This window comes from Klebsiella planticola, assembly GCF_000783935.2.
GTDB classification, from domain to species: Bacteria; Pseudomonadota; Gammaproteobacteria; order Enterobacterales; family Enterobacteriaceae; genus Klebsiella; species Klebsiella planticola.
The window spans coordinates 1855999-1873222 of record NZ_CP026047.1 but is presented as its reverse complement, the minus strand read 5'-3'; the positions used below and the strand labels follow the sequence as shown (position 1 = coordinate 1873222).

The 17224-nt window shown below is 56.8% G+C and carries 14 protein-coding genes; 8 read left to right on the top strand and 6 right to left on the bottom strand.

All coding sequences use genetic code 11. The annotated features are described in order from the left end of the window. Window positions 1-118 precede the first annotated feature (118 nt). Entirely contained in the window at window positions 119-2770 is a 2652-nt protein-coding gene (gene ppc, locus MC50_RS09050) for a phosphoenolpyruvate carboxylase (RefSeq protein ID WP_032690075.1), read from the top strand. Between the two features lie 104 nt (window positions 2771-2874). Here the strand turns inward: ppc and zinT are convergent, their stop codons facing one another. After that, window positions 2875-3525 (bottom strand): metal-binding protein ZinT, encoded by a 651-nt coding sequence (gene zinT / locus MC50_RS09045; protein WP_046853284.1) that lies wholly within the window; start codon window positions 3523-3525, stop codon window positions 2875-2877. 153 nt (window positions 3526-3678) lie between these two features. On the opposite strand from zinT, the gene MC50_RS09040 reads away from it, so the two are divergent. The 3 genes from MC50_RS09040 (at window position 3679) to gldA (ending at window position 6562) form a co-directional block, all read left to right on the top strand. After that, on the top strand, window positions 3679-4530 hold the full coding sequence (locus MC50_RS09040; RefSeq protein ID WP_032696636.1) for a helix-turn-helix domain-containing protein: 852 nt from the start codon (window positions 3679-3681) through the stop codon (window positions 4528-4530). Window positions 4531-4741: 211 nt separating this feature from the next. Beyond that, window positions 4742-5404 (top strand): fructose-6-phosphate aldolase, encoded by a 663-nt coding sequence (fsa, locus tag MC50_RS09035; RefSeq protein WP_046853285.1) that lies wholly within the window; start codon window positions 4742-4744, stop codon window positions 5402-5404. A 54-nt stretch (window positions 5405-5458) separates the two neighbouring features. Continuing rightward, the gene (gene gldA / locus MC50_RS09030) at window positions 5459-6562 is read left to right on the top strand and encodes a bifunctional L-1,2-propanediol dehydrogenase/glycerol dehydrogenase (protein WP_032690079.1); all 1104 of its coding nucleotides are present in this window, start codon (window positions 5459-5461) and stop codon (window positions 6560-6562) included. 29 nt (window positions 6563-6591) lie between these two features. Here gldA and metF read toward each other — a convergent pair whose 3' ends face one another. Further along, window positions 6592-7482 carry a methylenetetrahydrofolate reductase gene (gene metF, locus MC50_RS09025; RefSeq protein WP_032690080.1) on the bottom strand — a complete coding sequence of 297 codons (891 nt, stop codon included), beginning with the start codon at window positions 7480-7482 and terminating at the stop codon, window positions 6592-6594. Between the two features lie 167 nt (window positions 7483-7649). Continuing rightward, window positions 7650-8549 carry a LysR family transcriptional regulator gene (locus MC50_RS09020; protein ID WP_047663705.1) on the bottom strand — a complete coding sequence of 300 codons (900 nt, stop codon included), beginning with the start codon at window positions 8547-8549 and terminating at the stop codon, window positions 7650-7652. A gap of 90 nt (window positions 8550-8639) precedes the next feature. Here MC50_RS09020 and MC50_RS09015 point away from each other — a divergent pair, with 90 nt between their 5' ends. Next, window positions 8640-9011, top strand: coding sequence for a carboxymuconolactone decarboxylase family protein (locus MC50_RS09015; RefSeq protein WP_004869411.1), 372 nt, complete (start codon window positions 8640-8642; stop codon window positions 9009-9011). 44 nt (window positions 9012-9055) lie between these two features. Here MC50_RS09015 and MC50_RS09010 read toward each other — a convergent pair whose 3' ends face one another. Together MC50_RS09010 and metB are read right to left on the bottom strand one after the other, a co-directional pair. Then, on the bottom strand, window positions 9056-11488 hold the full coding sequence (locus MC50_RS09010; protein WP_004869409.1) for a bifunctional aspartate kinase/homoserine dehydrogenase II: 2433 nt from the start codon (window positions 11486-11488) through the stop codon (window positions 9056-9058). A 2-nt stretch (window positions 11489-11490) separates the two neighbouring features. Continuing rightward, window positions 11491-12651 (bottom strand): cystathionine gamma-synthase, encoded by a 1161-nt coding sequence (gene metB / locus MC50_RS09005; protein ID WP_032690084.1) that lies wholly within the window; start codon window positions 12649-12651, stop codon window positions 11491-11493. A gap of 267 nt (window positions 12652-12918) precedes the next feature. On the opposite strand from metB, the gene metJ reads away from it, so the two are divergent. After that, window positions 12919-13236 carry a met regulon transcriptional regulator MetJ gene (metJ, locus tag MC50_RS09000; RefSeq protein ID WP_004869405.1) on the top strand — a complete coding sequence of 106 codons (318 nt, stop codon included), beginning with the start codon at window positions 12919-12921 and terminating at the stop codon, window positions 13234-13236. A 130-nt stretch (window positions 13237-13366) separates the two neighbouring features. Here the strand turns inward: metJ and rpmE are convergent, their stop codons facing one another. Continuing rightward, the gene (gene rpmE / locus MC50_RS08995) at window positions 13367-13582 is read right to left on the bottom strand and encodes a 50S ribosomal protein L31 (RefSeq protein WP_004869403.1); all 216 of its coding nucleotides are present in this window, start codon (window positions 13580-13582) and stop codon (window positions 13367-13369) included. Between the two features lie 241 nt (window positions 13583-13823). Between rpmE and priA the strand changes: the two genes are divergently transcribed. Then, entirely contained in the window at window positions 13824-16019 is a 2196-nt protein-coding gene (gene priA, locus MC50_RS08990) for a primosomal protein N' (RefSeq protein WP_047663703.1), read from the top strand. Window positions 16020-16170: 151 nt separating this feature from the next. Beyond that, complete coding sequence (gene cytR, locus MC50_RS08985; protein ID WP_004869399.1) at window positions 16171-17199, top strand: DNA-binding transcriptional regulator CytR; 1029 nt, start codon at window positions 16171-16173, stop codon at window positions 17197-17199. Window positions 17200-17224 lie beyond the last annotated feature (25 nt).

Below are 17224 nucleotides of genomic sequence, written 5' to 3'. Positions count from 1 at the left end.
CAACAATTGACGTGGGGGTTTTTACGTGGCTTTATAAAAGACGGCTGCTTATCCGCCGCTCAACGTTGCAGAGTGCCGGGTATAACAAAATAAAATGAGATGGGGTGTCTGGGGTAACATGAACGAACAATATTCCGCTTTGCGTAGTAATGTCAGTATGCTCGGTAAGGTGCTAGGCGATACCATCAAGGATGCACTGGGAGAGAACATTCTTGATCGTGTCGAAACTATCCGTAAATTGTCCAAGTCTTCTCGCGCCGGCAATGAAGCCAATCGCCAGGAATTGCTCACCACGCTGCAAAACTTGTCCAACGACGAGCTGCTGCCGGTCGCTCGCGCCTTCAGCCAGTTCCTGAACCTGGCGAATACGGCGGAGCAGTACCACAGTATTTCGCCAAACGGCGAAGCGGCCAGCAATCCGGAAGTGATTGCCCGCACCCTGAGAAAACTCAAAGACCAACCCCATCTCAACGAAGATACCATTAAAAAAGCGGTGGAGTCCCTGTCTCTGGAGCTGGTATTAACCGCTCACCCCACCGAGATCACCCGCCGTACGCTGATCCACAAAATGGTGGAAGTGAACAACTGCCTGAAGCAGCTTGATAATAAAGATATCGCGGATTACGAACACCATCAGCTGATGCGCCGTCTGCGCCAGCTGATCGCCCAGTCATGGCATACGGATGAAATCCGTAAGTACCGCCCGACCCCAGTTGATGAAGCGAAATGGGGGTTTGCCGTAGTTGAAAACAGCCTGTGGGAAGGGGTACCAAACTACCTGCGTGAGCTGAACGAACAGCTGGAAGAGAACCTCAACTATCAGCTGCCGGTTGACTTTGTACCGGTGCGCTTTACCTCCTGGATGGGCGGTGACCGCGACGGTAACCCGAATGTGACCGCCGATATCACCCGTCAGGTGCTGCTGCTGAGCCGCTGGAAAGCCACCGACCTGTTCCTGAAAGATATTCAGCTGTTGATTTCCGAACTGTCGATGGTCGAATGTACCGACGAACTGCGGGAGCTGGCCGGCGCGGAAGGCGCGCAGGAACCGTATCGTTATCTGATGAAAAAACTGCGTACCCAGCTGATGGAAACGCAGGCCTGGCTGGAAGCTCGCCTGAAAGGACAGAAGCTGCCGAAACCTGCCGGCCTGATTACCCAGAACGAACAGCTGTGGGAACCACTTTATGCCTGCTATAAGTCGCTGCAGTCCTGCGGCATGGGCATTATTGCCAACGGCGAACTGCTCGATACCCTGCGCCGCGTGAAATCGTTCGGCGTACCGCTCGTGCGTATCGATATTCGTCAGGAAAGCACCCGCCATACCGAAGCACTGGGAGAGATGACCCGTTATCTCGGTATCGGCGATTACGAAAGCTGGTCAGAAGCCGACAAACAGGCTTTCCTGATCCGCGAACTGAACTCCAAACGCCCGCTGCTGCCACGTCAGTGGGAGCCGAGCAATGAAACCCGCGAAGTGCTCGACACCTGCCGAGTGATCGCCGAAGCGCCGCACGGATCCATCGCCGCTTACGTGATCTCCATGGCGAAGACTCCATCCGACGTGCTGGCAGTTCACCTGCTGCTGAAAGAGTCCGGTATTGGCTTCGCCCTGCCGGTTGCGCCGCTGTTTGAAACCCTGGACGATCTGAACAACGCCAATGACGTCATGACCCAGCTGCTGAACATCGACTGGTACCGCGGCTTTATTCAGGGCAAACAGATGGTCATGATTGGCTATTCCGACTCAGCGAAAGACGCCGGCGTGATGGCCGCCTCCTGGGCGCAGTATCAGGCACAGGACGCGCTGATCAAGACCTGCGAAAAAGCCGGTATTGAACTGACGCTGTTCCACGGTCGTGGGGGTTCCATCGGTCGCGGCGGCGCCCCGGCGCACGCGGCGCTGCTTTCTCAGCCCCCGGGAAGCCTGAAAGGCGGCCTGCGCGTGACGGAACAAGGCGAGATGATTCGCTTTAAGTACGGTCTGCCGGAAGTCACCATCAGCAGTCTGTCGCTGTACACCAGCGCCGTGCTGGAGGCCAACCTGCTGCCGCCGCCGGAACCCAAACCGGAATGGCGTCACATCATGGCCGAGCTCTCCGACATTTCCTGTGAAATGTACCGCGGCTACGTGCGTGAAAATAAAGACTTTGTCCCTTATTTCCGCTCCGCGACGCCGGAGCAGGAACTGGGTAAACTGCCGCTCGGCTCGCGTCCGGCAAAACGTCGCGCTACCGGTGGCGTCGAGTCCCTGCGCGCCATTCCATGGATTTTCGCCTGGACCCAGAACCGTCTGATGTTGCCGGCCTGGCTGGGCGCAGGTACCGCGCTGCAAAAAGTGGTGGAAGATGGCAAGCAGAGCGAGCTGGAAACCATGTGTCGCGACTGGCCGTTCTTCTCTACCCGTCTGGGCATGCTGGAAATGGTGTTCTCGAAGGCTGACCTGTGGCTGGCGGAATACTACGATCAGCGTCTGGTGAAACCGGAGCTATGGGAACTGGGCGCGGAGCTGCGTGAGCTGCTATCCAACGGGATCAAAGTGGTGCTCGATATTGCAAACGACTCCCACCTGATGGCCGACCTGCCGTGGATCGCCGAGTCTATCCAGCTGCGTAACATCTATACCGACCCGCTGAACGTCCTGCAGGCAGAACTGCTGCACCGTTCACGTCTGGCGGAAGAAGAAGGTAAAGAGCCGGATCCGCGCGTTGAACAAGCGCTGATGGTCACGATTGCGGGCGTTGCCGCAGGTATGCGCAACACGGGCTAATCTATCAGCCGTTCCCGGTAAGACGATATTTACCGGGAAAAACCGGATCGCGCCTGATCCGGTTACGCTTTCCCCGGTCAGCCTCACGCGACCGGGGATTTTTATTAATGGTGCAGCATTTCGTCGACAATCTGCTCTTTATGCAGAGCATAAGGATAATAGGTCGGCCAGTTGTCCATTTCTTTCAGTAACGCCTCCTGCGAGTCATTGCCCATAAAGATATGGAAATGCTGTGATTTGCGCGGTCCGATAATATGATCGCTGAACTGAACAAATTTCGGCGCTTTTGATTCCGCCTGCTGGCATTCGAACAGATAGCGCACGCCTTTCTTGCCGGAAGCATAGGTCAGGATCTTATAGCCGGAATAGGTGTATTTACAGGCATTAACGGTTTTGCCAACGTGAAACTCCATCACGTTATCTTCGATCCCAATCTGGTCCACATCAGTGGCATAGCCTTTCTTATAATATTCCCGATATTCCGCCACGCTCTTGCCGCCCGCTTTTTTGGCTTTTTGCTCCAGCACCGGATCCAAATCCCCATTCAGCAGATACGGATTCACCGACTGCCAGATCCCATCCCAGTCGCTAAGCGCCCGATCCTTAACGTCCGCATCGGCAAAAATACCTTCGCTGGCCTTAACCTCCGCCTCCGTTAACGCGGGGCCATGGCTATGGTGGCCGTGGGCAAAGGTCTGAGCGCTGGCTAACAGCATGCCAACACCCAGCGCAAGGGCAGAAATCATTTTGGTCATCACTCTCTCCTGAGTTAACATTTGCAATGATATGTTACGATATAACATATCATATATAAGCTGCAATATGATTTCCCCTCATTGCCCCACTGACTTTTACCCTTTTCGCGCTGTCCGGTATGATAAAAATGTGGCGCCTTCTACGGAGCAAGAATGGATACCGATCTCAATCAACACATCGACGCGTTAATCAAAAGCCCGGCGACGATCCGGCAGATCCGATTTGCCACCGACGGCCGCCCGGCATCCGGTAACGTGCAGAGGGCGGATTTCCCACGCCTCGAAATCATGCTTGATGGCCAGCTTCACGATCCCGGCATCAAAGCCGATCCGCCCGTGCTGTCCCGGCACGACGTGCTGTTTATTCACGCCGGCGGATGGCATTCTCCCCGTTGGCAGTCGCCCTGTACCGTCCTGAGCATTGTGTTTGGCAAGCAGCAGTTAGAGCTCGCCCTGACGCGCTGGAACGGCAGTATGTTGAATGTTGAGGATAAGCTTCAGGTACCACGCCGCGGCCCCCGGACAGGCTCCTTCCTGCTCCAGGCGCTCAATGAGATGCAGATGCAACCGCAGGAACAGCACACCGCGAGATACATCGTTATCAGCCTGCTGAGCCACTGCGCCGATCTGCTTGGTAGCCAGGTGCAAACCGCCTCCCGAAGTCAGGCGCTCTTTGAAGCGATCCGCAAATATATCGACGCTCGCTTTGCCGAACCGTTAACCCGCGAATCGGTGGCACAGGAATTTTATCTCTCGCCAAACTATCTCTCCCATCTGTTCCAGAAATGCGGGACCATGGGGTTTAACGAGTATCTGAATCACATCCGACTTGAGCAGGCCCGAATGCTGTTAAAAGGCCACGACATGAAAATCAAAGATGTCGCTCACGCCTGCGGTTTTGTCGACAGCAACTATTTCTGCCGTCTGTTTCGCAAGAATACCGAGCGTTCCCCCTCCGAGTATCGCCGCCAGTATCACAGCCAGCTGACGGAGAAACCGCGCTAAGCAGAAACTAGATTTTTGTAAGTAAGCCATCGCGTTTTTACGATCCTCCTGCCCAGGCTCGCCAGATATAGCTGGAAAATGTGATCTAAATCATCCTTACCCGCAATGCGTACATTTATCCAGTTTTTGGCAAATTTGTCATCTGGCGACCCGCCGAGGAGAAGCCGTATCCTTACCTCAACATCACTGAATTGAGAATTGAGGAAAGGCTATGGAACTCTATCTGGACACCGCGAACGTAGCAGAAGTTGAACGTCTGGCACGAATCTATCCGCTGGCCGGAGTGACCACCAACCCGAGCATTATCGCCGCAGGCAAAACGCCGATCTGGGATGTTCTCCCGCGTCTGCAAAAGGCCATCGGACCTGATGGCACGCTGTTTGCCCAGACGATGAGCCGCGATGCTGAAGGCATGGTGGCGGAAGCCAAACGGCTGAGCAACGCCGTTCCGGGCATCGTGGTTAAAATCCCGGTCACCGCTGAAGGCCTCGCCGCTATCAAATTACTGAAGAAAGAAGGCATCCCGACGCTGGGTACCGCGGTCTATAGCGCCGCGCAGGGGCTGCTGGCAGCGCTGGCGGGCGCAAAATATGTTGCCCCTTACGTCAACCGCGTCGATGCCCAGGGGGGTGACGGTATTCGCATGGTGCAGGAGCTGCAATCCCTGCTGGAGCAGCACGCGCCGGGGAGCAAAGTGCTGGCCGCCAGCTTTAAAACTCCACGTCAGGCGCTGGATTGCCTGCTGACCGGCTGTGAAGCTATCACCCTTCCCTTAGACGTAGCGCAACAAATGCTCGGCACCCCCGCGGTAGAGTCAGCCATAGAGAAGTTTGAGCAAGACTGGAATAACGCTTTTGGCAATCTGAACCTGTAACCCGATTGTCGCGTCGCCAGAGGGCGGCGCCACGATCAACCAGGAGGAATAGAAATGGATCGCATTATTCAATCCCCAGGCAAATATATTCAGGGCGCGAATGCTATCACCCGCCTTGGCAACTATCTCAAACCGCTGGCCGAACGCTGGCTCATTGTTGGCGACAAGTTTGTACTGGGTTTTGCCGAAGAAAAGCTGCGAAAAAGCCTGACCGATGCGGGTCTGGCTGCTGAAATCGTGCCGTTTGGCGGTGAATGCTCGCATAATGAAATCAATCGCTTACGCGAAATCGCCGGCGCTGCCCGCTGCAATGCCGTGTTGGGAATCGGCGGCGGAAAAACGCTGGATACCGCGAAAGCATTAGCCTACTTTATGAATCTTCCGGTAGTGATTGCCCCGACCATTGCCTCAACGGACGCCCCCTGCAGCGCCCTCTCCGTTATCTATACCGACGAAGGCGAGTTTGACAGCTATCTGATGCTGCCGCGCAACCCGAACATGGTGATTGTCGATACGCAAATCGTCGCAGGCGCTCCGCCGCGCTTGCTGGCAGCGGGTATCGGCGATGCGTTGGCTACCTGGTTTGAAGCCCGCGCCTGTTCACGCAGCGGCGCCACGACAATGGCCGGAGGCAAATGCACTCAGGCGGCGCTGGCGCTGGCTGAGCTGTGCTACAACACGCTGATTGCAGAAGGTGAAAAAGCGATGCTGGCGGCGGAGCAGCATGTCGTCACGCCGGCGCTGGAAAAAGTTATCGAAGCCAACACCTATCTGAGCGGGGTGGGTTTTGAAAGCGGCGGGCTGGCAGCAGCGCATGCGATCCATAACGGCCTTACCGCCATTCCGGACGCGCATCACTACTATCACGGTGAAAAGGTCGCCTTCGGGACGCTGACGCAGCTGGTGCTGGAAAATGCCCCGCTGGAAGAGATTGAAACCGTCGCCGCGCTGTGTCACAGCGTCGGGCTGCCTGTCACCCTGGCACAGCTGGATATTAAAGGAGATATTCCCGGCAAAATGCGTACCGTCGCGGAAGCAGCCTGCGCAGAGGGAGAAACTATCCACAATATGCCCGGCGGCGCGACCGCTGATGAAGTCTACGCCGCGCTGCTGGTCGCCGATCAGTACGGGCAGCGTTTTCTGCATGAATGGGAATAAGCATAATGGCCCTCGATGAGGGCCATTTTTTATACCGCCGGACGCACGCCCAGGGTGTGACAGATGGCGTAGCTCATCTCGGCACGGTTCAGCGTGTAGAAGTGGAAATCCTTCACCCCTTCACGGCTTAAAATTTTCACCATGTCCATCGCAATGTTGGCACCGACCAGCTGGCGAGTTTCCGCATCGTTATCCAGACCCTCGAACATTTTTGACATCCACGTTGGAATACGCACGTTGGTCATGTCGGCAAACTTTTTCGCCTGTTTGAAGTTAGAAACCGGCAGGATGCCCGGGATAATTTCGACATCGATCCCGGCAGACACGCAGCGATCGCGAAAGCGTAGATAGCTTTCAACGTCAAAGAAAAACTGGGTAATCGCGCGGTTCGCGCCGGCTTCGACTTTCCGCTTCAGGTTCAGCAGATCGGCCTGCGCGCTTTTGGCTTCCGGGTGAACTTCAGGATAGGCCGCAACGGAAATATCAAAATCTCCGACCTCTTTCAACAGCGTCACCAGGTCCGCCGCATACATATCAGGCTTACCGCTACCCGGCGGCAGGTCGCCGCGCAGGGCAACGATGTGGCGAATACCGTTGTTCCAGTAGTCTTCGGCGATCGCGCGCAGTTCATCGCGGCTGGCGTCAATACAGGTCAGATGCGGTGCCGCTTCCAGACCGGTACGTTCTTTAATACCCTTAATGATACTATGGGTACGATCGCGCTCGCCGGAGTTGGCGCCATAGGTCACCGAGACAAACTTTGGCTTCAGGCTGCTTAAGCGATCGATGGACTTCCACAAGGTTTGCTCCATTTCACTGGTGCGCGGCGGAAAGAATTCAAAGGACACGTTAATCTGGCCCTGCACTTCTGCCAGGCTCTGATTCAGGGCTTCCCGCTGATTGGCGTGAAAAAAGCTCATACCTTACCTCATCAATCGCATTTTATTGTTTGTTGTGTTGCGAACTTCTATACGTTTAGACGTCCAGATGTAAAAATGACGGAAAAGAGAGCGGGCGTCAATAGAAAAATCAGCGTAAAGAGTGAGGAATATTCAGTGAAGATGAGATTAACTCATGTCGCTCAACGCTAAGATAATGATTCCTCAATAAACGGCAGCAACCACGCGCGCAAAGCTTCATCTTCCGGTCGCGTCAGTAATCCCAGCGACAAACGCAAGCGAGTCTCCTCCAGAGGATGAAATACCACCCCCTGACGCTGTATCGCGGCAAATGACGCCGGCAGCAAAATCATCCCTTCTCCGCGTGCGATGCGCGCCAACAGGACGTCATGCTCAGCAGGCTCCTCCACATACGCCGGCACGTAGCCAATACGGTCAAAAATACGCCGGGTTGCGTCAAAAAAGGCCGGATTACGTTCGCGCCTGAACCAAAACAGCGGCCGATGATTCAGGTGTTTTAAGACCAGCCGGGGGATTGCGGATTCCGGCCATGACGCGGGTAGCGCCGCAATCAGCGCTTCATGATAGGGCAAAGGAGAAAGCGTTAACCCATCGGCGTCCAGCGGCAGCGCAACCAGCGCAGCGTTCAGCTTGCCTTTGCGCACTTGCCGGGCAAGGGCAGGCGACGAGTGGCGAAGGAGGGAAAGCGCACGGGCCTGGCGACCCAACGCCGATTCCAGAGACGCAAAAATACCCTGCTCAAAGGCGGTCGTCAGCCCCAGACGTAAGGGCTGCTGCCGGTCATCGGACAGCTGGCCTAGCGCACTCAGCGTCGTCTCCTGCAGCGCCAGAAGCGGACGAATAAGCTCCAGCACCCGCTCACCCTCTGCGGTAAGAATCAGCCCTTTGGTATGGCGGACAAAGAGCGTCACGCCCAACAGCGTTTCCAGATGACGGATATGGCGGCTCAGCGGCGGCTGTGAGATGAACAACCGCTGCGCCGCCCGGCTGATATTATTCTCTTCCGCCACCACGGCAAAATAGCGCAGCAGGCGAATATCAAGAGTCTGTAAACGTGAACTTGTCATACCTGAAAGGTATCACGAAAAGGGTATTACTCAAGTCCGATCAACGCCTCTAACCTTCTTCCCAACCCACCATCATTATGAGGAAAGATCATGACATCAGAGCGTTATACCACCGGCCTGGACATGTTGCAGCGCGTTGACGGTAAAGGCGGCGATGCCGTCGTCAAAAGCCTACAGGCCATCGCCCCGGACTTTGCCCGCTACCTGATTGAATTCCCGTTTGGCGATATTTACGCCCGCCCGGGGCTCGATTTACGCAGCCGTGAAATCGCCACCATTGCCGCCTTAACCGCGCTGGGCAATGCCGCACCGCAGCTAAAAGTGCATATTGCCGCCGGGTTGCACGTCGGTTTGTCGCAGGAGGAGATTATCGAAGTCATCATGCAGATGGCGGTGTATGCCGGATTCCCGGCGGCCTTAAATGGCCTGTTCGCCGCCAAAGAGGTCTTTGCGGCGCATTGATACTCCGAGACCAGACGCCGGTCTGGTCTCGGGCAGAGGCAGGATTAGAGCAGCTGCGCCAGGCGGTTAATATCCGACTGAATGGCACCAGCGGTCACGTCGCGGCCGGCACCCGGGCCGCGGATGACCAGCGGATTATCGCGGTACCAGCGGCTCTCGATGGCAAAGACGTTATCGCACGGCAGCAGCGCCGCCAGCGGATGCTCCTCGCGGACGGCTTCAACGCCAACCCGCGCTTTTCCGTTGGCATCGAAACGCGCCACGTAGCGCAGAACCAGCCCCAGTTCACGAGCGGCCTCCAGACGTTGCAGCATCTGTTCGTTCAGCTCTTCGCCATTCTCAAAGAAGTGATCCACAGAGCCCTCTTCACAGTGCGCAGGCACCAGCGATTCCACCCGCACCTGATCGGGCTCGATGTCATAACCGGCTTCGCGCGCAAGGATAACCAGCTTACGCATCACGTCTTTCCCCGCCAGGTCAACGCGCGGGTCCGGCTCCGTCAGCCCCTGCTGCCAGGCCTGATCGACCAGATCGGTAAACGGCACGGTGCCGTCAAACTGCAGGAACAGCCAGGAGAGCGTGCCGGAGAAAATACCGCTCAGCGCCAGAATGGTATCGCCGCTGTCAATCAGGTCGCGCACGGTATGGTTCACCGGCAGACCCGCGCCGACGGTAGCGTTGTACAGCCAGTGACGGCCCGTTTTCTCGAACGCATCGTGAATCTGACGATATTTGTCGCTGCTGCTGGCACCGGCCAGCTTATTCGCACTGATGACGTGGAAACCATGGCTGGCAAAATCGAGGTACTGATCGGCCAACTGCTCGCTGGCGGTTACGTCCAGCACCACTAAATCATCATACGGATGAGCGCGCATCCACAGGAACAGCGACTCTTCGTCCTGCTCAACGGCTTCATCGTTGAAAAAGGCCAACGCGCGGCTGGCATCCAGACCGTCGTAGTTAAGCAGGCTGCGGCGGCTGTCCACCACGCCAGCGAGGACAAACTCAAAGCCGGTGCGGGCTGAGAGCGTGCTCTGTTCACGGGCAAACAGCTCCAGCCAGCGCGAGCCGATATTGCCTTTACCAAACAGGACCAGGCCAATACGTTTTTCTGCCCGGAAAAGAGACTGATGCAGGCCCTGAATCAGGCTTTCCGTCGGGCCTGCGCGCAGCACCGCCACCAGGCTAATCCCCTCTTCAGACTGCCAGGTAAACTCGACAGGCTGCCCTTTCAGCTGCTGCCAGAAACGGTGGCAGTGCAGCGGGTTACGGCTGACACCAGCCCCGACCATTGCCACCAGCGCCAGTTTCTGACGCAGACGCAGCTCGCCCGGCAGACCGGCTTCATCGAGCAGGCGCAGCGCGCTGTCGGCCACTTCCGAGGTATAGCAGAACTGCAGCAGCTTACGGTCGGCATGTACGCCAACCGCCAGCGGGCGCAGTTGGGCGCGTTTAAAGATAAGATCCAGCTCCTTGTGCGCCAGCTTGAAATCCTGACCGGCGGGCACCTGGAACTCAATCAGGCAGACATCATCATGGCTGGTGACAATACGCGCGCCGGTGCCAGACGCCAGCACGCGCTCAATGCGCGTGGAGCCTTGCTCAGGCGTGTAGCTACAGCGCAGCTGCAGATCGATATCGCTACCGGAGACCGGTTGAAGGGTGCGTGCGTGCAGGACCGGAGCCGCCAGACGCGCCAGTTCGCTGGCTTCATCCAGGCGCAGCAGCGGCAGCAGGCACGCATCCTTCACTTTACGCGGATCCGCGCTGTAAACCCCGGCCACGTCGCTCCAGATAGTGACGCGCGAAGCTCCGGCCAGGGCGCCAATTTGGGTAGCGGAATAGTCAGAACCATTACGCCCCAGCAGCACGGTTTCCCCGGCGCTGTTGCGCGAGATGAAGCCGGTCACCACCAGACGTTTGTTAGGATGTTGCGCCATCAGCTGTTGCAGCAGCGGATAAGACAGACCTTCATCCACCTGCGGCTGCGCAGCACGTTCGGCGCGCAGGAAGCTACGTGCGTCAAGCCATGCCGCTTCCAGTCCCAGCTGGTTGAGCACCGCTGCCATCAGACGTGCAGACCACACTTCGCCGTGGCCGACCACTTCGGCATATACCGCATCGGTCACGCCGCTATCCAGCAAGCCGGCGAGACGCTCGAGGTCGTGAATAAACGATGCGATCAGCGTATCCGCCGCTTCTGCCGACAGCAGGCTGGCGATCAGCTCCATATGGTAACGGCGCAGCGACTGCTGTACCTGATGCGCAGAAAGGCGATCGGTCTGGCTGAGCTTCAGCCAGCTAATCAGCTGATTGGTGGTGCTGCCCGCGGCGGAGACAACCATCATGTCCCCGGCCTGCGAGTATTCCGTCATGATCCCCGCGACGCGCAGGTAACATTTCGCATCCGCTAAACTACTCCCACCAAATTTGTGCAGCTGACGACCCTTCGCCCCTGCCTGCGCATTCACACTCATGTTTATTCCTCGTTTGCTGCCCGGAAGCCATTTTCCAGGTCGGCAATTAAATCTTCACCATCTTCAATACCGGTCGAAATACGCAGAAGCGTTTCTGAAATCCCCGCCGCCGCGCGCGCCTCAGGTGCCATACCTGCATGGGTCATCGTCGCAGCGTGCGAAATCAGACTTTCTACGCCCCCCAGCGATTCGGCCAGCGTAAACAGCGATAATCCGCTCAGAAAACGACGCAGCGTCTGCTCATCGCCCTTCAGCTCAAAGCTTAACATCGCGCCAAAACCTTTTTGCTGACGGGCAGCAATCTCATGCCCCTGATTTTGCGGCAGAGACGGATGATACAGTTTTTTCACCAGCGGCTGGGTTTTCAGATAGTCGACAATCGCCAGCGCATTGCGCTGTGCGACTTCCATACGCGGAGAGAGCGTACGTAAACCGCGCAGCAGCAGGTAGCTGTCAAATGCGCCGCCGGTCACGCCGATATTATTCGCCCACCATGCCAGTTCGGTGACAACCGCCGGATCTTTCGCAATCACCACCCCGGCCACCACGTCAGAATGCCCGTTCAGGTATTTGGTGCACGAATGCAGCACCAGATCGGCTCCCAGCGCCAGCGGATTTTGCAACGCCGGACTCAGGAAAGTGTTATCCACCACGCTCACCGCCCCCGCTTCACGAGCCAGCGTGCAGATTTTCGCAATATCCACCACCCGCAGCAATGGATTACTTGGGCTTTCGACCAATACCAGCTTCGGTTTTTCAGACAATGCCGCACTCAGCGCCTGTTCATCGTTCTGATCGACAAACAGAACCCGATAGCAGCCGCGCTTCGCCAGGCTATCAAACAGACGATAGCTGCCGCCGTAGCAGTCGTGAGGCGCCACCAACAGATCGCCGGGCTTCAGGAATACGGTTGTCACCAGCAGAATCGCCGACATGCCGGTATTGGTCAGAACGGCGCCCGCTCCCCCTTCCAGCTCCGCCAGCGCGCGCTGTACCACATCGCGGGTAGGATTACCGCGGCGGGAGTAGTCATGGGCACGAGGTTCATTAAAGCCGGTGAAGTTGTAGGTACTGGAAAGGTGAATCGGCGGGACAACGCAACCGTATTGTTCGTCGTCATTTAAACCGCTACGCACTGCGATGGTGGCCTGTTTACGCGTCATGTTGGGCAGTTCCTGGGCTGAATCGGTGAAAAGTCAGGCACCAGAGTAATCATTGTCACAATAGACGTCAATACATCTGGACATCTAAACTTCTTTGCGTATAGATTGAGCAAATAGAGAATAGCCGTTAAAATTATATGCATTAGCGCATCTCTGCAGGGGCTTATCGGGTGTCAGAACGCCCCCTCTACGGTAAACTACGCGCAATTATGGCCCGGACCCTGGGTTCTGGCCCTTAACTAATGACTAGAGGATTAAAGGTATCTCATGGCTGAATGGAGCGGCGAATATATCAGCCCATACGCTGAGCACGGTAAGAAGAGTGAGCAAGTAAAAAAAATTACGGTATCCATTCCTCTGAAGGTGTTGAAGATCCTCACCGATGAACGCACGCGTCGTCAGGTCAACAACCTGCGCCACGCCACCAATAGCGAACTGCTGTGTGAAGCGTTCCTGCATGCATTTACCGGTCAACCGTTACCCAACGATGAAGACCTGCGTAAAGAGCGCAGCGATGAGATCCCGGAAGCGGCGAAACAGATTATGCGCGAGATGGGTATCGACCCGGATACGTGGGAATACTGAGTTAATAAAAAAGGGCGGAAGTGACCTTCCGCCCTTTTTACGTCTCTTCCCGCCCACCCTGAATTTGCATCCAGGGCATAGCGACAGAAACAAAAAAAGCCGCCCGTGGGCGGCTTTTTCTTCCGGCAACTTACTTGCTGGTGCCTGGAACGCTGAAGCGCTTGTTGAAGCGGTCAACGCGGCCACCGGTCGCAACATCACGCTGCTTGCCAGTGTAGAACGGGTGGCATTTACCGCACACGTCGAGGTTCAGGTCGTGACCTACGGTAGAACGGATTTTCATGACATTACCGCAAGAGCAAGAAGCAGTAATTTCTTCGTATTTCGGATGAATATCTTTTTTCATGGGAGAACCTCAGTTAAGGCCGCGTCGCTCTTCCAGCCCTAACGCCAGACACCACGCGATGTTAATAATTTCCCGGCGCAATTCCGCTAAACGCAATCCCCGGGTAATAGATTCTGATGCTGCACGAAGCGCACCAAAGGCGGCGAATCATACAGAATTTGACCAGCATATGCAAACTGATCCGCGAGCCCTTATCACAATGTGTATACTAACCGGCCAGATTTCAAGTCAGGAAGATGACATGCCCGTCGCCCACGTTGCCCTGCCCGTCCCGCTGCCCCGTACCTTTGACTACCTGCTACCTGAGGGAATGCCGGTCAAAGCAGGCTGCCGCGTGCGCGTGCCGTTCGGTAAGCAAGAGCGTATTGGGATTGTGACCGCCGTCAGCGAACGCAGCGAACTGCCGCTGGATGAGCTCAAGCCAGTTATCGACATGCTGGATGCCGAACCGGTATTTTCTTCTGCCGTCTGGCGACTGCTGCTGTGGGCGGCCGACTACTATCATCATCCTATCGGCGATGTGCTGTTCCACGCCCTGCCGATCATGCTTCGCCAGGGGAAACCGGCCAGCGCGGCGCCGCAGTGGTACTGGTTCGCTACCGAACAGGGCCAGGCTGTCGATATCAACAGCCTCAAACGCTCCCCGAAACAGCAGCAGGCTCTGGCCGCACTGCGTCAGGGGAGGATCTGGCGTCACCAGGTTGCGGAGCTGGAGTTTAACGATGCGGCGTTGCAGGCTCTGCGCGGGAAAGGACTTTGCGAGCTGGCAAGCGAAGCGCCCGCCCTCACCGACTGGCGAACCCACTTTGCGGTACCCGGCGAACGGCTGCGCCTCAACACCGAGCAGGCCACTGCCGTCGGGGCGATTCACAGCGCATCGGACCGTTTTTCAACCTGGCTGCTGGCGGGGATTACCGGCTCCGGGAAAACGGAAGTTTACCTCAGCGTACTGGAAAATGTGCTGGCGCAAGGCCGACAGGCGCTGGTGATGGTGCCGGAAATTGGCCTGACGCCGCAAACCATCGCCCGTTTCCGTCAGCGATTTAACGCCCCGGTTGAAGTTCTGCACTCCGGCCTTAACGACAGCGAACGTCTTTCCGCGTGGCTGAAGGCCAAAAATGGCGAGGCGGCCATCGTCATCGGCACGCGTTCCTCGCTGTTCACGCCATTTAAAAACCTGGGCGTGATCGTTATCGATGAAGAGCACGACAGCTCCTATAAGCAGCAGGAAGGCTGGCGCTATCACGCCCGCGATCTGGCGGTCTGGCGCGCCCATAGCGAACAAATCCCGATTATTCTTGGCTCGGCAACCCCGGCGCTGGAGACCTTATACAACGTTCGTCAGGGAAAATATCGCCAGCTGAAGCTGACAAAGCGTGCGGGTAACGCCCGTCCGGCGCAACAGCACGTGCTGGACCTGAAAGGACAGCAATTGCAGGCAGGACTCTCCCCGGCGCTGATTGCCCGCATGCGTCAGCACTTGCAGGCCGATAATCAGGTGATTCTGTTTTTGAACCGCCGCGGCTTCGCTCCGGCGCTGCTGTGCCATGACTGCGGCTGGATCGCCGAATGCCCGCGCTGCGACAGCTACTACACCCTGCATCAGGCGCAGCATCATCTGCGCTGCCACCACTGCGACAGCCAGCGCCCGATTCCGCGTCAGTGCCCCTCCTGCGGTTCGACGCATCTGGTGCCGGTCGGGCTGGGGACCGAGCAGCTGGAGCAGGCGCTGGCGCCGCTGTTCCCCGGCGTGCCGATCTCACGCGTCGACCGGGATACCACCAGCCGTAAAGGCGCACTCGAACAGCACCTCAGCGATATCCATCGCGGCGGGGCGCGTATTCTGATCGGCACACAGATGCTGGCTAAAGGTCATCATTTCCCGGACGTTACCCTGGTGTCGCTGCTGGATGTCGATGGCGCGCTGTTTTCCGCCGATTTCCGCTCGGCAGAACGCTTCGCTCAGCTCTATACCCAGGTCTCTGGCCGCGCAGGACGCGCGGGTAAACAGGGCGAGGTGATTTTGCAAACCCACCACCCGGAACATCCGCTGCTGCAAACGCTGTTGTATAAAGGCTACGACGCCTTTGCCGAACAGGCGCTGGCCGAAAGGCAGACCATGCAGCTACCGCCGTGGACCAGCCATGTCCTGATTCGTGCCGAAGACCATAACAACCAGCAGGCGCCGTTGTTCCTGCAGCAGTTGCGTAATTTACTGCAGGCCAGTCCGCTGGCCGATGACAAACTGTGGGTGCTGGGCCCGGTTCCGGCACTGGCACCCAAACGCGGGGGCCGCTGGCGCTGGCAAATTCTGCTCCAGCATCCTTCCCGCGTTCGCTTGCAGCATATCGTCAGCGGTACGCTCGCCTTGATCAATACGCTGCCGGAAGCGCGCAAGGTAAAATGGGTTCTCGACGTCGATCCTATTGAAGGTTAAGCCTTCTCTTGCGAGACGGATCGAAAAAATTCAACGGCCATCACGTTTTTCATGAAAATTCTGTAACTCTCTACATCGACTATCTGCTAAAAATGTTGCTGATGTCAGATCGCAAGGGATGTGTCTGCGCCAGTCAGCGAGGAGAAAACAGGTGAAGCCCAAAAAACAGGTGGTTGCCGCCACAATGAAAGACGTCGCCCTGAAGGCAAACGTTTCAACGGCAACCGTGTCCCGAGCGTTAATGAATCCGGATAAGGTTTCTCAGACTACCCGTAACCGGGTGGAGCAGGCGGCGCTTGAAGTCGGCTATTTGCCGCAGTCGCTCGGACGCAATATGAAACGTAACGAATCGCGTACGATTCTGGTCATCGTACCGGATATTTGCGATCCCTTTTTCAGCGAGATTATCCGCGGCATTGAGATTACCGCGGCGGAACAGGGGTATCTGGTGCTGATCGGCGACTGCGCCCACCAGAACCGGCAGGAAAAGACCTTTATCGACCTGATCATTACCAAGCAGATCGACGGTATGTTGTTGCTAGGCTCCCGCCTGCCGTTTGACGCAGGCGTGGAAGAGCAGCGCAATCTACCGCCAATGGTGATGGCGAATGAATTTGCGCCGGAGCTGGAGCTGCCCACGGTGCACATCGATAACCTCACCGCCGCATTTAATGCCGTGAATTATCTGCACGAACTGGGTCACCAGCGTATTGGCTGTATCGCCGGCCCGGAAGAGATGCCGCTCTGCCACTATCGTCTCCAGGGCTATGTGCAGGCGTTGCGTCGTAGCGGGATCACCATCGATCCGCACTATATCGCTCGCGGCAACTTTACCTATGAAGCAGGGGCCAGCGCGCTGGAACAGCTTCTGGCGCTGCCGGTGCCACCAACCGCGGTCTTCTGCCATAGCGATATTATGGCGCTGGGGGCGCTGTCGCTGGCAAAACGTCGGGGCCTGAAGGTACCTGACGACCTGTCGATTGTCGGTTTCGATAATATCTCTTTATCCGAATTTTGCGATCCGCCATTGACGACCGTTGCGCAACCGCGCTTTGATATTGGCCGCGAAGCAATGCTCCTGTTACTGGATCAGCTACATGGTCACAATGTGAATAGCGGTTCACGATTGCTGGACTGCGAACTGATCGTTCGCGGCAGTACACGCAAAATCAGAGCATAACCATCAGGTTTTCGGGCCTGCTCTT